Annotated in this window: 13 protein-coding genes; 6 read left to right on the top strand and 7 right to left on the bottom strand. The window is 71.5% G+C overall.

From position 1 onward, the window contains the following. Positions 1-14 precede the first annotated feature (14 nt). On the bottom strand, positions 15-428 hold the full coding sequence (locus H299_RS0126805) for an arsenate reductase ArsC (RefSeq protein WP_027750928.1): 414 nt from the start codon (positions 426-428) through the stop codon (positions 15-17). Between the two features lie 92 nt (positions 429-520). Here H299_RS0126805 and H299_RS0126800 point away from each other — a divergent pair, with 92 nt between their 5' ends. Together H299_RS0126800 and arsB are read left to right on the top strand one after the other, a co-directional pair. Next, complete coding sequence (locus tag H299_RS0126800) at positions 521-829, top strand: metalloregulator ArsR/SmtB family transcription factor (RefSeq protein ID WP_027750927.1); 309 nt, start codon at positions 521-523, stop codon at positions 827-829. Further along, the gene (gene arsB / locus H299_RS0126795; RefSeq protein WP_027750926.1) at positions 826-1,947 is read left to right on the top strand and encodes an ACR3 family arsenite efflux transporter; all 1,122 of its coding nucleotides are present in this window, start codon (positions 826-828) and stop codon (positions 1,945-1,947) included. The genes H299_RS0126800 and arsB overlap by 4 nt, the downstream gene beginning before the upstream one ends. Before the next feature lie 31 nt (positions 1,948-1,978). On the opposite strand, the gene H299_RS0126790 is transcribed toward arsB, so the two are convergent. Next, a complete protein-coding gene (locus tag H299_RS0126790) occupies positions 1,979-2,335 on the bottom strand; it encodes a metalloregulator ArsR/SmtB family transcription factor (RefSeq protein ID WP_027750925.1) in 357 nt (118 codons plus the stop codon). Positions 2,336-2,426: 91 nt separating this feature from the next. Continuing rightward, entirely contained in the window at positions 2,427-3,500 is a 1,074-nt protein-coding gene (locus tag H299_RS0126785; protein ID WP_027750924.1) for a flavin-containing monooxygenase, read from the bottom strand. Between the two features lie 109 nt (positions 3,501-3,609). Here H299_RS0126785 and H299_RS0126780 point away from each other — a divergent pair, with 109 nt between their 5' ends. The 3 genes from H299_RS0126780 (at position 3,610) to H299_RS0126770 (ending at position 7,281) form a co-directional block, all read left to right on the top strand. After that, positions 3,610-5,007 carry an NAD(P)-binding domain-containing protein gene (locus H299_RS0126780; protein ID WP_027750923.1) on the top strand — a complete coding sequence of 466 codons (1,398 nt, stop codon included), beginning with the start codon at positions 3,610-3,612 and terminating at the stop codon, positions 5,005-5,007. A gap of 403 nt (positions 5,008-5,410) precedes the next feature. Continuing rightward, positions 5,411-6,811 carry a DUF2252 domain-containing protein gene (locus H299_RS0126775; RefSeq protein ID WP_027750922.1) on the top strand — a complete coding sequence of 467 codons (1,401 nt, stop codon included), beginning with the start codon at positions 5,411-5,413 and terminating at the stop codon, positions 6,809-6,811. A 50-nt stretch (positions 6,812-6,861) separates the two neighbouring features. Further along, positions 6,862-7,281, top strand: a complete 420-nt coding sequence (locus H299_RS0126770; protein WP_027750921.1) for an SHOCT domain-containing protein — start codon at positions 6,862-6,864, stop codon at positions 7,279-7,281. A 54-nt stretch (positions 7,282-7,335) separates the two neighbouring features. On the opposite strand, the gene H299_RS0126765 is transcribed toward H299_RS0126770, so the two are convergent. After that, positions 7,336-10,410, bottom strand: coding sequence for a hypothetical protein (locus H299_RS0126765; RefSeq protein WP_051262872.1), 3,075 nt, complete (start codon positions 10,408-10,410; stop codon positions 7,336-7,338). Between the two features lie 239 nt (positions 10,411-10,649). Between H299_RS0126765 and H299_RS0126760 the strand changes: the two genes are divergently transcribed. Next, a complete protein-coding gene (locus tag H299_RS0126760) occupies positions 10,650-11,405 on the top strand; it encodes a GNAT family N-acetyltransferase (protein ID WP_051262871.1) in 756 nt (251 codons plus the stop codon). Between the two features lie 160 nt (positions 11,406-11,565). Here the strand turns inward: H299_RS0126760 and H299_RS0126755 are convergent, their stop codons facing one another. From H299_RS0126755 to H299_RS0126745, 3 genes are read right to left on the bottom strand one after another with little or no spacing between them, the layout of a single operon-like run. Further along, a complete protein-coding gene (locus H299_RS0126755; protein WP_027750918.1) occupies positions 11,566-13,065 on the bottom strand; it encodes a tripartite tricarboxylate transporter permease in 1,500 nt (499 codons plus the stop codon). 1 nt (position 13,066) lies between these two features. Continuing rightward, positions 13,067-13,609: a tripartite tricarboxylate transporter TctB family protein gene (locus H299_RS0126750; RefSeq protein ID WP_051262870.1), complete on the bottom strand. Its 543-nt coding sequence runs from the start codon at positions 13,607-13,609 to the stop codon at positions 13,067-13,069. Continuing rightward, entirely contained in the window at positions 13,606-14,592 is a 987-nt protein-coding gene (locus H299_RS0126745; protein ID WP_027750916.1) for a tripartite tricarboxylate transporter substrate binding protein, read from the bottom strand. Before H299_RS0126745 ends, H299_RS0126750 begins: the two co-directional genes overlap by 4 nt. Positions 14,593-14,672: the final 80 nt, after the last annotated feature.

Genomic DNA, 14,672 nt, shown 5'->3' with positions numbered 1-14,672 from the left:
CGCTCGTCTCGCGCTCACCGCTTGGCCTGCGGGGCGATCTCGGCGATGAGGCCCTCCACCCTCGTCCTGATCTCGTCCCGGATGGGTCGTACGGCTGCGACGCCCTGTCCGGCCGGGTCTTCGAGCTTCCAGTCGAGGTAGCGCTTGCCGGGGAAGACAGGGCAGGTGTCGCCGCAGCCCATCGTGACGCAGACGTCCGACTCGCGGACCGCATCGGCGGTGAGTATTTTCGGGATCTCGGCGGAGATGTCGATGCCGACCTCTGCCATCGCCTCCACGGCCGCCGGGTTGATCGCGTCGCCGGGGTGGGAGCCTGCGGAGCGGACCTCGACGCGGTCGCCGGCCAGATGGGTCAGCCACGCTGCGGCCATCTGGGAGCGGCCGGCGTTGTGGACACAGACGAACAGCACAGAGGGCTTCTCGGACATCAGGAGGTCTCTCTTGTCTCACGACGGAGTCAGGCACCCATGACATCAGCACCCGATGGCGTCAGCTGCCACTGATGTGAGAATATCAGTCCATGATGACGTCAGTCGACACTGAACTGATCCGGGTGCTGGCAGATCCGCTCCGCCTCCGGATCGTGATTCTGCTCGCCCGCGAGACTCTGTGCACCACGCACCTGGTGGAGGAGACCGGCGCCCGGCAGACCAATCTCTCCAACCATCTGCGGGTCCTACGGGAAGCCGGGGTCGTGGAGACCGAGCCCTGTGGCCGCTTCACGTACTACAAGCTGCGGCCGGACGTCATCGCTCAGCTCGCGGGTCAGTTCGCCGGCCTGGCCGAGTCCGCCCGTACCGCCGCCGAGAACAAGAGGGCCTGTCCGTGACCCCCGCTGAACCGGCCGCGACTGCATCGCCGCAGGTAGGCGAGGACGCCTCGGTCGTAGCCAAGCTGTCCACCCTCAACCGGTTCCTCGCCGTGTGGATTCTGCTCGCCATGGCGCTGGGCCTGGGGCTCGGCCGGCTGATTCCCGGCCTGAACGACTCCCTGGCGAAGGTGGAGATCGGCGGTATCTCGCTGCCGATCGCGGTCGGCCTGCTGATCATGATGTATCCGGTGCTGGCGAAGGTGCGCTACGACAGGCTGGACGCCGTCACCGGCGACAGGAAGCTCATGGCCTCGTCCCTGGTCGTCAACTGGATCGTCGGCCCCGCGGTGATGTTCGCGCTCGCCTGGATCTTCCTGCCCGATCTGCCCGAGTACCGGACCGGCCTGATCATCGTCGGCCTCGCCCGCTGCATCGCCATGGTCATCATCTGGAACGACCTCGCGTGCGGCGACCGCGAGGCAGCCGCCGTGCTGGTCGCGCTCAATTCGGTCTTCCAGGTCATCGCGTTCGGCCTGCTGGGCTGGCTCTACCTCGACCTGCTGCCCGGCTGGCTCGGCCTCGGAGAGGGCGAGAGGCTCGACATCTCCATGTGGGAGATCACCCTGAACGTCGTCATCTTCCTCGGCGTCCCGCTGCTGGCGGGCTTCCTCACCCGCCGCCTGGGCGAAAAGAAGCTGGGCCGGGAGTCCTACGAGGCGAAGTTCCTGCCGAAGATCGGCCCCTGGGCGCTCTACGGGCTGCTGTTCACGATCGTCATCCTGTTCGCCCTCCAGGGGAAGACCATCACCTCGCAGCCGCTCGACGTCGTACGGATCGCGCTGCCGCTGCTGGTGTATTTCGCGATCATGTTCTTCGGCACCTTCCTCCTCGGCCGGGGCCTCGGACTCGCCTACGACCGCACCGCGACCCTGGCATTCACGGCGGCGGGCAACAACTTCGAGCTGGCCATCGCGGTCGCCATCGCCACCTTCGGCGTCACTTCCGGTCAGGCCCTCTCCGGCGTGGTCGGCCCGCTCATCGAGGTCCCGGTCCTCATCGCTCTGGTGTACGTCTCTCTCGCCTGGCGCAAGAAGTTCGACGCCGACGCAGTGACCACGACCAGCACGGGGCGGTGACCGGCAGCCAACGACGGGCCCGCCGGGGGTGTCAGGCGGCAGCAGAGAGCAGTTGTCCCATGGCCGCGAGGACGGAGGGCTCCACGCGGTAGTAGACCCAGGTCCCGCGCCGCTCGGAGGTGAGCAGGCCGGCCTCGCGGAGCTTCTTCAGGTGGTGGGAGACCGTGGGCTGGGACACGCCGACATCGGAGATGTCGCAGACGCACGCCTCTCCGCCCTCGTGGGAGGCGACGGCGGAGAACAGGCGAAGGCGCACAGGGTCGCCGAGTGCTTTGAACATCTTCGCCGTGCGCTCGGCCTCCTCCGCGCTGAACGGCCGTTCGGTCAGCGGCGGGCAGCACGGTACGGCAGCCTGCTCCAGCACGGCCGGCGGCCTGGTAAGCGACATGCACCTATGTTGACATACATCGAATCAGTGAGGGAGGGGCGCAGCCTGCGGCCCGAGCGGGCCCGCCGGGCCGCGTCGCGGCTCGACGGGGTCACAGACCGGCGGTGGCCGGTGCCTTGCGGACGTGTGCCGCCAGTGGCGGAATGACGTAGGCGGCGTCCCGGCCCACGCCGCGCAGGGTGTTGGAGGCAAAGGACCGCTGGAATTCCAGGCCCAGGTAGACCAGGCCGGGGTGGGTCAGGGAGAGCCCACCGCTGTGCAGGGGCATGCCGTCGGCGTCCAGTGCGCCGAGCGGCTGGAGGTAGTCCAGGCTGGGGCGGTATCCGGTGGCGAGCAGCACGGTGTCGGTCTTCTCGCGGGAGCCGTCGGACCACACGACAGCGTCGCCTTCGAGCGCGGTGAACATCGGCCGCCTGGCCAGCTTCCCGGCTTCCAGGGCCTTCTGGTAATGACCGCCGTCCAGGACGAGGGTCCCGCCGACGTAATGGATCAGCCACGCGGGCGGCAACTGGTCGAAGCCGGTGGACGTCAGCCAGTGGTGCACATCCCGGCCCTCGCGGATCTGCGGGAGGAACCGCACGGGGTTGCGGCTGGCGAGCGTCACTTCCGCCACCTCGGCGAGTTCGTCACCGATCTGGACGGCGGTGTTGCCGCCGCCCACGATGACGATCCGCTGACCCGCGTACGACTCGGGGCTGCGGTAGTCCGCGGCGTGCAGCACCCTGCCGGTGAAGTCTTCCTGGCCCGGCAGGCCGGGCAGCAGCGGGTTGCCGAAGGCTCCGGTGGCCGCGACGATCCCGGCCGCCCCGATGCTGCGGCCGTCGGCGGTCCTCAGGGCGAAGCCGCCGCCCTCGCTCCGCACACCCTCGACGCGGGTGCGCGTACGGATCTCCACATCCAGCCGGTCCGCGTAGCGGGTCAGGTAGTCGACGACCTCGTCCCGCCGCGGGTAGCGGTCACCGTCCCCGCCGAAGGCCAGACCCGGCAGGGCGCTGAACCGCGCGGGAGAGAACAGCGTGAGGCTGTCGTAGTAGCACGGCCACGAGCCGACCGGGCGCCCGGAGGCTTCCAGGACCACCGGCCGCAGCCCCTCCCGGATCAGGGCGCTGGCCGCAGCCAGGCCGGACTGCCCCGCACCGATGACCGCGACATCGAACTGCTCCATCACTCTCAACCCATCACTTCGATGTATGTCTATGTTGACGCACATCAATACAGGTGTCATCCTGGAAACGCAAGCCATCGATGAACGTCGAAACAACCTGGGAGTCACCGTGAACGCGCCCACCACCGCCCTGCCCACCGTGGTGATCGGAGCCGGCCCCACCGGCCTTGCCGCCGCCGCGCACCTCACCGAGCGGGGTATCGAGGCCCTGGTCCTGGAGACCGGCTCCGCAGCGGGCAGCGCGGTGCGCCAGTGGGGGCACGTTCGGCTGTTCTCGCCGTGGTCCGAGGTCGTGGATCCGGCAGCCGAGAAGCTCCTGGCGCCCACCGGCTGGACCGCACCTGACGGCGCCAGCTACCCCTCCGGAGCGGACTGGGCGGAGAAATACCTTCAGCCCCTCGCCGACCTCCTCGGCGACAAGATCCGCTACGACGCCACCGTCACCGGCGTCTCCCGGCTCGGCCGCGACCGGATCGTCGACGCCGACCGCGAGCAGCAGCCCTTCACCGTCCGCGTCTCGCTCGCCGACGGCACCGAGGAGCGGATTCTCGCCCGCGCTGTGATCGACGCCTCCGGCACCTGGTCCGCCCCCAGCCCCATGGGCGCCGACGGACTGCCCGCCCTCGGCGAGCGCGCCGCCTCCGCGCGCATCTCCTACCGCATCCCCGACCTCAAGGACCCGGCCGTCCGCGCCCGGTACGCCGGGAAGCGCACCGCCGTCATCGGCTCCGGCGCCTCCGCCTTCACCGCCCTCGCCGTACTCGCCGACCTCGCCCGGCAGGCCCCCGGCACCCACTCGGTATGGCTCCTGCGACGCGGCATCAGCGGCTCCACCTTCGGCGGCGGCACCGCCGACCAGCTCCCCGCCCGCGGCGCCCTCGGCCTCGCCGCCAAAGCCGCCGTCGACAACGGATACGCCGACGCGGTCACAGGCTTCCGCACCGACGCCGTCGAGCCCGCCGAGCAGGAGGGCCTGATCCTCGTCGGCGAGGACGGGCGACGCCTCAACCCGGTCGACGAGGTCATCGTCCTGACCGGTCTGCGCCCCGACCTCTCCTTCCTGTCCGAGCTGCGCCTCGGCCTGGACGACCGCCTCCAGGCGCCGACAGCGCTGGCACCCTTGATCGACCCCAACCAGCACTCCTGCGGCAGCGTCTACCCGCACGGCCACCGCGAACTGTCCCACCCCGAATCCGGCGTCTACCTCGCCGGCATGAAGTCCTACGGCCGCGCACCCACGTTCCTGGCCATGACCGGCTACGAGCAGGTCCGCTCCATCACCGCCGCCCTCGCCGGCGACCTCGAATCCGCCGACCGCGTCGAACTCACCCTCCCCGAGACCGGAGTCTGCGGCGGCGCCGGCCTCTTCGACGACCCCGCCGACCAGGCGGACGCCGGAGGAGGCTGCTGCGCCCCGGCTCCCGCGCTGGTGCAGATCGGCGTCGCCGCGTCTGACTCCGCTGCGGCTGCCGGGGAGCCGAAGCCGTCGGGTGGCTGCTGCGCGTGACCGAGGGGGAGCGGTCGCGGCCCCGCGGCGTACTCCCAGCCCTGTGCGCCACACAGATCACCCAGCTGGGGCATCGTCTTCTACGCCTTCCTCGTCCTGAACCCGCTGATCACCCAGGAGTCCGGCTGGTCAGCCGGACTCGCCCTGCTGGTCTGCGCATGCGCGGGAACGCAGGTCGTCGGGCCGTTCCTGGTGCACCGCCGGCCGGGGCCGTCAGGCGTACGGGGCGCACGGCCCGGACGTGGGCGCGGGTGTGGGGGCTCGCCGCCGGGGCGGATCGCGCCGCTGGGCGTCGTGGTCGGGATGCCGGGCGGTGTGGAGCGTGGGACGGTGGAAGTGGTCGGGCAGCTGGCCTGTAGCCGGGGCAAGTGCTCCGCAGGGCCGCTCCGCCCAGGAGGTGGTCATGGCTGGCCAGGTCGGCGGGAGGCTGCCGGAGGAGCGGGCAGCGCGGGGGCGGGCAGCGCGGGCGGATGCGCCGCGTTCCGCCCACGCGGAGTACCAGCCCTCGGCGGAGCGGCCCGACCCGGTGGCCACCCTCGAGGCGCAGTCGGCCGCCCGGCTGCCGGAACTCGTGCCGATCCGCTACGGCCGGATGCTGGAGTCCCCCTTCCGCTTCTACCGGGGTGCCGCCGCCCTGATGGCCGCTGACCTGGCCGCCACGCCCCGTTCGGGAATCACCGCGCAGCTGTGCGGGGACGCGCATCTGCTGAACTTCCGGCTGCTCGCCTCGCCCGAGCGGCACCTGGTGTTCGACATCAACGACTTCGACGAGACCCTGCCCGGCCCCTGGGAGTGGGACATCAAGAGGCTGGCCGCCAGCCTGGCCATCGCCGGACGCGAGAACGGCTACGGGGATGCCGAACGGGCCGCTGTCGTACGGACCGCCGTGCGGTCCTACCGCGAGCGGATGCGCGGTTTCGCGGGCCTGGGCAACCTCGCCGTCTGGTACGCCCAGGCCGACATGAACGTCCTGCGGGCGCTGGCGGACCGGAAGCTGGGAGCGCGGGGCCGCGAGCGTACCCGGCGGGCCATGGCCAAGGCACGTGGCCGCGGCAGCCTCCAGGCGTTCGAAAAGCTCACGCACGTGGCCGACGGGCAGCGCCGGATCGCCCCCGACCCGCCCCTGATCGTGCCCCTGCGGGACTTGCTCCCGGACGTCGAGAGCGAGGCGCTGGAGGAGCAGTTGCGCGAGCTGATCGAACGGTACGGCCGCAGCCTGCAGTCGGACCGGCGCCATCTGCTGCGGCAGTACCGGCTCGTCGACATGGCGCGCAAGACCGTCGGTGTCGGCAGCGTCGGCACCCGCTGCTGGCTGCTCCTGCTGCTCGGCAGGGACGACGAGGACCCGCTGCTGCTTCAGGCCAAGGAGGCCGACCGGTCCGTGCTGGCCCCGTACGCCGGGCGAAGCGTCTACGGCAACCAGGGACGGCGGGTCGTTGCCGGGCAGCGCCTCATGCAGGCCGCCAGCGACATCTTCCTGGGCTGGGAGCGCGTCACCGGCATCGACGGACGCCGGCGCGACTTCTACATCCGCCAGTTGCGGGACTGGAAGGGCATCGCCGAGCCCCGGCGCATGTCCCCCAAGGACATGCGCGCCTTCGGCGAACTGTGCGGCGGCACCCTCGCCCGCGCCCACGCCCGCTCCGGGGATCGCGTCGCCATCGCCGCCTACCTCGGCGCCGGTGAGGGTTTCGACCGCGCGCTCACCGTCTTCGCCGAGCGCTACGCCGACCAGAACGAAAGCGACCACCAGGCACTCACCGACGCCGTGCGTTCCGGCCGGGTCTCCGCCCGGAACGCATAGCACCCGACGGCTGCCGTGCCGCAGGGCACGCAAACGACAGGAGGACGGCAATGAGCAACCACGTGGAGCTGGCGTACGACTATCCGCTCCTGGGGGCGTTCTGGACGATGATGTGGATCTTCCTGTGGGTCCTGTGGATCATCCTGCTGTTCCGCGTCGTCGCCGATGTCTTCCGCGACGACACGCTGAGCGGGTGGGGGAAGACGGGCTGGACCCTCTTCGTGATCGTCCTGCCGTTCCTCGGGATCTTCGTGTACCTGATCGCCCGGGGGCGCGACATGGGCAAGCGCGAGCAGCAGCACGCCCGAGCACAGCGGGAGTCGCTCGACGCGTACATCCGGCGAACCGCCGGAGACTCGGGTGCGGGCGGCCACGCGGACGAGCTGGCGAAGCTCTCCGACCTCAGGAGCAGGGGTGAACTCACCGACGCGGAGTTCCAGCGCGCCAAGGAGAAGGTCCTGGCTTCCTGACGCCCCTGACGCCCCTGACGCCGCGAGGCCACGCTGTCCGGAGCCGCCCCGGTGTCATACGTCGTGCGGGGCCGCCAGTGGCTCCTCCAGCTCGGACTGCATGCTGCCGAGCACCCGCTTCGCCGTCCGGGCGAACGGCGTGCCGCCGATCCCCAGTTCGGCCTGCTTCGGTCCGCGTGGCAGGGCGGGGCCGGGGCCGGGCTCGGTGCGGACGTGCTGCCAGTACGGTGCGAAGTACCGTCGGGAGCGTTCCTCCGCTGTCCTGACCACCTCGTCCAGGCCCAGTGCGGCGGCCAGCGCGTACTTCTTCCGCACCTGTCCGCAGACGTGCTGGTAGAGCGATTGCGTGTACTCGTTGGGCTGCTGGGTGCCGACCTCCTCCTGGCGTATGTGGTAGACGAACGCGTGCAGCACCGCCCTTGCGTAGACGTCGAACGCCAGGCCGTGATCGCCCTCGTGCCAGGCGAGGTCTCCGTAGGTGAGGGTGACCAGGGCGCGCAGTTCGTTGTCGTCGGCGAGTTGCTCGCCGATGCCGTCGAGCATCCGGCGGGCGCGGGCGGGGTCGGAGGCGGCGTGCAGTTTCGCCTCCATCCAGGTGGCCCAGGCGCCGATCCATTCCTCGTCGGGTTCGGTGGCCTCCGTGGCGGCCGTCCGGTACCACTCGGCGGCCTCCCTGGCGTCCCGCTCGGTGCCCTGGCTGCCGTACCAGACCACATCGCCCTGGAGGCAGCAGAAGATGATGTGTATCCGGCGCAGATCGGGTGGCGACGGCACGCGCGACCGGGACAGGCCCAGGTCGAGCCAGATGTCCATCAGTGCCTCGCCTGCCCGCGCCCACCGGTCGCCCTGCTCGCCGGGCGACTGGTTCTGCTGCCCGGTGACGTAGTGGACGCGGAGCGCGTCGAGCCAGTCGATCCACTCCAGCGGGAAGGACGCGGGCAGCGCGGCCCGGTAGCCCATGACCAGCTGCGCGCAGTAGCCGGAGTCCACCTCCATGTCCCACCACCAGAAGGCTTCGAAGAACAGCCGGATCATGGCGCGCTTGGTGTCGGGGAACTGGCCTGGGCTCAGGTGCGCCGCGTGGTGGAGCCACTCCTTCGAGTCCCGCTGCCAGTCCGGGTTCTCGTACCGTGCGCAGGCGGAGTGCGGGGAGTCCGCGTCCAGGGTCTCGTCGAAGGTGAGGCCCTTGCGGTAGTGGCGCTCGACGACGGCGTGCAGCGCGGCGAACCGGGTGGGTTCGCGCTCGGCCAGCTCCCGGCCGACGTTGGCACGCAGGTAGTCGTGCAACCGCCAGCCCTGGTCGGCGTCGTCGTCGAAGGGTGTGGTGAACGCGCTGCGCGCCAGCCATTCGTGGATCTTGGCGGCCTCCGGGCCGTCGACGCCCTGCTCCGCCAGGACCCCGGCGAGCACCTTCCCGGTGCAGCGCCGGATCACCACGAGGTGGTCGAAGAGCTGGACGGGCCGGCCGACCAGTTGCGCCGCCGCCTCGTCCACGAAGCGGCGCATCGCGTCGATCGAGCCCCGGCGCAGCTCCCACGCCCGGTCACCGCCCAGGATGCGTTCGCTGATCTCCTCCTGGGGCGCGTCCGGCGCGAGCGCGCCGACGATGATCTCGGTGCAGGTGGCGACGCCGAGCGGGTGGCCGCGGGTGGCCCGGTAGACGGTCTCCGCGCAGGCTTCGGCCGCGGGGTGCTGCCATCCGGCGGCGGTCAGGCACTCGCTGACGTAGGCGTGGGTCTCCGTGCTGTCCATCGGGCCGAGCCGTACGGTCGTCATCCCCGGAGCCGTGATCCGCACGCCCTCCAGCGGCCACCGGGCGTGGATCACCGTGGCGGTGCCGAGCCCGTCCAGCAGGGTGAGCAGCCAGGTGCCCACCGAGGTCTGGAGCACCGCCTGCAGATCGTCGACCAGGACCGCGAGCGGGCGCTCCCGGGCCACGCTCCCCAGCACGGCGAGCACCTGCTCCTGCATGAGCTGCGCACGGTCCCAGGTGGTGGGCGGCGTCACCTGTACGTTGACGCTCCCCACGTTGTCCAGGCGCATCCGGCTCGAGTCGGAGATGCGGACCTGGTTGAGGGTGTTGATCATGACCGGGCTCAGCCGGGTGTCCCGTGCGGCGAGCACGGTGCGCTCCAGTTCGCGGCCGTAGGACTCGATCAGCAGCGGCGGCCGGGTGCCGTCGGGGCGCCGCGCGTCGCCGATGTCGGCGGCCAGTCCGTCCACGAGCGCCCGGCAGGCGCCGTACTCGGCCATCTCCCGCGCGGCCGGGTCGCACGCGCCCGCGCCGCTGCCGTACGCCGGCGCCTGGGCGGAGACGAACAGGGTGAGGCAGCCGTCCTGCTTGAGCTGTTCGGCGAGTTCGTTGAGCAGCCGGGTCTTGCCGCAGCCGCTGTCCGCGACGATGTCCACGCGCGCGCCGGGACGGGCGGCCACGGCGTCGAGCACGGTGCCGCGGGCGGCGCGCAGGCTGCCGGACATCGGCGGAGCGGCGGACCTCGCCGAGGCGGGGGTCAGAGCGGGGGCGGGGGCCGGGGCCGGGGCTGCGGGGTCCCCCGTCGGCACGGGCGCAGGCGCGGCCGGGGAGCCGGCCGTACGGCGCGCTCCGCCGACCAGAGCCGCGCCCCTCAGCGTGCCCCTGCCCAGCCGGCTGAGCCGGACCCTCGCCTTCCCGCCTGCCGGACCCACCCGTCCCACGTCGTGCAGGCGGGTGCCCGAGGCCCGCTCGATGCGGACGTCGGCCCGGCCGGAGTCCCCCTCCGCGGTACCGACGTTCTCCAACTCCACGTCGTCCAGGCGCCGGAGCCTGACGTCGACCTCGGCCCCCGGGGTGGCGCGCGGTCTGCGGGCGATGAACCACACGACGAGCGCCACCAGGAGGACCGCCACGATCGCACCGGCCACCGGCAGGAAGGGGCCGCCCAGCACGGCCCCGGCCCCGCCCACGACGATCATCGCCCCCAGGCCGATGAGCAGCGGCGGTTCGCCCCTCAGGGCCTGGGCCACCTCGGGCAGGCCCTCCGTACCCGCGGGTGGTTCGAGGAAGGGGAGCAGCGAGGCGGCCGGCGGTGTGGTGACCTGCGGGTCGGGTAAGGCGTCCGCGCCCTCTTGGGTGGGGTCCGGTGTCGGCATGAGAAGCCTCCAGAGTGGCTGCGGGGCATCGGCACCTCGACGCGGCATGAACCGTGTGTCACTCTCTGCGTCTGAACTGGCCGAAAGCGTTACTCCTCAGCGGGCCGGTTTATAGGTTCATCGCACACTCATAGGTGATATGCAGGACGCCGGTCGTCTGCGATTATCAGCCGACGGCACCCGCACGGCATACGCACGGCACGCACTGCACAACACACCGCAGGGAAGGCGAGGGCAGCGTGAGCGCGAGAGGGACGAGTGGCGGCGCACCGGCGAGGCCTGCACAGATCCGGCAGATCACCGCACCGGGACCGGAACTGGACACGGTCTACGAGGAGATCCTGCTGCCCTCCTTCGTCCGCGACGAATTGTCCTCCCTCGAAGAACTCGGGGAGGAGCTGAGCAGCGGCCGTACGAGCGTGTGGGTCAGCCTCGACGCGAGCGGACGCCCGTCCGGCACCGTCATCGGCGAGTGGGACCAGGAGCAGCGGATCGTCCTGCTGGCCTGGGCGGCTGTCCGGCCCGGCCTGCGCGGGACGGGCATCGGCGGGCCGCTGCTGCGGACCGTGCTGGAGCGCTGGCGGCAGGAGCGGGACCCCTGCCTGGTCCTCACCGAGGTCAACGACCCGGCCGTGCACCCCGCGGCCGACGAGGCGCACGGGGACCCCGTCGCCCGGCTGCGGTTCTACCGGCGGCTGGGCGCCCGGACGCTGGAGTTGCCGTACTTCCAGGCCGCGTTGGGCCGGGGCCGCGAGCGGGTGGACGGGATGCTGCTCCTGGTGCTGCACGGCCACCCGGACTTCGCCGGCCGGGAGCCGGACACGGTGGACGGCGCCGTGCTGCGCTCCTACCTGGAGGGCTACCAGCTGAACTGCGAGGGCGCGATCGCCACCGACGAACGAGCCATGCGGCTGTGGCGAGCCGTCGACCGGCCCGGCGGCGTACCGCTGCTGCGCGGGGCGGGTGCGGCGGAGGAAGTGGCGGCGATCTCCTAGGGTCTGTCGCGGCGAGGGTGCGCGGGTGTCCGGCGAACGGGCGGCCAGCCGTGCGTGAGGTGCCCCTGGCAGGAGCCGCCACGCACGGCTGGTCGTCGCTACAGCGCGGAGGAGCGTCTCGGCGCCGCCGTCGGGTCCGGCCGGATTTCCCGGGTGGAGGTCAGGCGTCGGCCCGCGACCGCCGCCGGAACAGCAGCGGCTTCAGCAGGGGCCAGGCCAGCAGCAGTGCGATCACCGCGTACACCGTCACCGCGAACGGGGTGTTGACCAGGCCGGTCACGCTGCCGTCGCTGATCTGCAGGGCGCGGCGCAGCTGCTGTTCGGCGTTCGGGCCGAGGATGACGCCGATCACGGCGGGCAGGACGGGCAGGCCGTAGCGGCGCATGCCGAAGCCGATGAGGCCGATGATCAGCAGGATGACCAGGTCGATGGACTCGCCGCCGACCGCGTACGCGCCGACCGCCGCGAAGAAGAGAATCCCCGCGTAGAGGTACGGCCGCGGGATGCGCAGCAGTTTGGCCCACACCGGCGCCAGCGGCAGGTTGAGCGCGAGCAGCAGCACCATGCCGACGAAGAGCGAGGCGATCAGGCCCCAGACCAGCTCGGGTTCGCGTTCGAAGAGCAGCGGGCCGGGCTGGATGCCGTACTGCTGGAAGGCGGCGAGCATGACCGCCGCGACCGCGGTCGTGGGCAGCCCGAGCGTCAGCATGGACACCAGCGTGCCCGCCGCCGAGGCCGACGCCGCCGACTCGGGGCCTGCCACGCCCTCGATGGCGCCCTTGCCCCACTCGTCCTTGTTCTTGGACAGGCGCTTCTCGGTGACGTACGAGAGGAAGGTGGGAATCTCCGCGCCGCCCGCCGGGATCGCGCCGAAGGGGAAGCCGATGAACGGGCCGCGCAGCCAGGGCTTCCAGGTCCGCTTGACGTCCCCGCGGCCGAGCCAGGGGCGGCCGACCGGGATCGGCTTGGCTCCCCCGTGCCGCAGGTGCGCCGCCACCCAGAGCACTTCGCCGATCGCGAAGAGTCCGACCGCGACGATCACCACGTCGATGCCGTCGGCGAGTTGCAGCGAACCGAAGGTCAGCCGCTGCTGGCCGGTCATCTGGTCCAGGCCCACCAGGCCGATCGTCAGGCCGATCAGGAGGGAGGCCATGCCCCTGATCCGGGACGAGCCCAGGACGGAGGTGACGGCGATGAAGGCCAGCACCATGATGGCGAAGTAGTCCGGCGCGCCGATGTCCACCGCCAGTTCGGCGACGGTCGGCGCGAGCACCACCAGCAGGATCGTGCCGATCATGCCGCCCGCGAAGTGGCCGATGGCGGCGGCGGCCAGCGCCTGGGCGCCGCGCCCCGACTTTGCCATGGGGTTGCCCTCCATGGCGGCGACCACGGCGGCGCTCTCGCCGGGGGTGTTGAGCAGGATGGAGGTGGTCGAACCACCGAACATCGCGCCGTAGTAGATGCCGGCGAACATGATGAACGCGGCGACGGGGTCCAGCCCGTACGTCACCGGCAGCAGCAGCGCGACCGCCATCGCCGGGCCGATGCCGGGCAGCACGCCGATGGCCGTGCCGAGCAGCACGCCGAGGGCGGCCCACAGGAGGTTGCCGGGGGTCAGGGCCGTACCGAACCCGTCCATGAGGGAGTTGAAGGTGTTCAAGTCAGAGCACTCCCATCAGCGGGCCGCCGGGCAGCGGAACGCCGAGCAGTACGTCGAAGACGACGTAGGCGACCAGGGACAGCACCGCGGCGATCAGCGGGTCGCGGTCCACACGGCGGCTGCCGAGCGCGAAGGCAGCGCCCCAGAACAGCAGCGCGCCCGCGATGGGGAAACCGGCCGGCTCGATCAGCACGGCGGCGCCCAGGAAGACCCCGACGAGCAGCAGCACCGTGCGCCAGTCGGCCGGTTCGGACAGGTCGACGTCCTCGCCGCTCTCGGCCTCGCCCCGGCCGCCGCGCAGCACGTCGGCGGCGAGCAGCACGGCGACCACCAGCAGCCCGATCCCGACGATGATCGGAACCGTCGTCGGGCCGACCGGCCCGCGCTGGGTGAGGTCGACGTCCATGGTGAGCGCGTCGGTCAGGACGAGCGCGCCGAGCGCGACCAGCAGCACGCACACGCCCAGCTCGGCGTGCTCGCGCAGCCACACGCGCTCCTCCCTCGCCGGGGTCAGGCCCGGGGGAGATCCGTTCGGTGTCGTCACAGTCCCAGCTCCTTCAGTACCGACACCACACGCTTGTCCTGGGCATCCAGGAACGTGCCGAACTTCTCGCCGGTCAGGAAGGCGTCTTCCCAGCCGTTCTTGTCCATCGATTCCTTCCACTCGGGCGAGTCGTGCAGCCTCTCGGCCAGCCGGATCAGCTTGTTGCGCTCCGCCTCCGAGAGCCCGGGCGGCGCGACGATGCCGCGCCAGTTGGTGAAGTTCACGTCGTAGCCGGACTCCTTGAGCGTCGGCGCGTCCTTCAGGTCGTCGACCCGCTTCGGTCCGGTCACCGCGAGCACCCTCAGCTCGCCCGCCTTGATCTGGTCCAGGTACTCGCCGACGCCGGAGACCCCGAAGGCGACCTTGTTGCCGAGGATGGAGGCGAGCAGTTCGCCGCCCCCGTCGAAGGGGATGTAGTTGACCGACTTGGGTGCGATCCCGGCGGCCCGCGCCATCAGCATCGGCGCGAGGTGGTCGGGTCCGCCCGGCGACGAGCCGCCCCCGACGGGGAGCTTGCCGGGGGCCTTCTTCCAGGCGGCGATCAGCTGGCCGATCGTCTTGTACGGCGAGTCCTTGCCGACCACGACGACGTTCTGCTCCTCGGTGAGCCGCGCGATCGGCGTGGTGTCGGCGAGGGTCCGGGGCGCGTCGTTGGAGCGGACGGCGCCCACGACACCGAGGCCCATGGACATGGCGAGCTTGCCGTTGCCGTGCTCGCTCACCAGGCGGCTCAGGCCCACGGTGCCGCCCGCGCCCGGCAGGTTGAACACCTCGATGTTGTGCGTGAGCCCGATGTCCTCGGCGTTCTTGGCGGCGGTACGAGCGGTGATGTCGTAGCCGCCGCCAGGCGTGTTGGGGACCATGAAGCGCAGGCCGGGGATCTGCGTGCCGGTCTCGGAGTCGCTGCCCGTGGAGAGCAGCGGGGGACCCGCGAGCACGAGCACGGCAGCCCCCAGCATGGCGAGCGGGGTGCGCAGGCGCACGAATGACACCACCTGTCGGTCGGGTAGAGCGGTACGGGGGAACCCTGGGGGGCAGGGTGACGTGGGCCACATCGTGCCCA

Source organism: Streptomyces sp. CNH287 (genome assembly GCF_000424825.1).
This window is presented reverse-complemented; position numbering and strand designations above follow the sequence as displayed.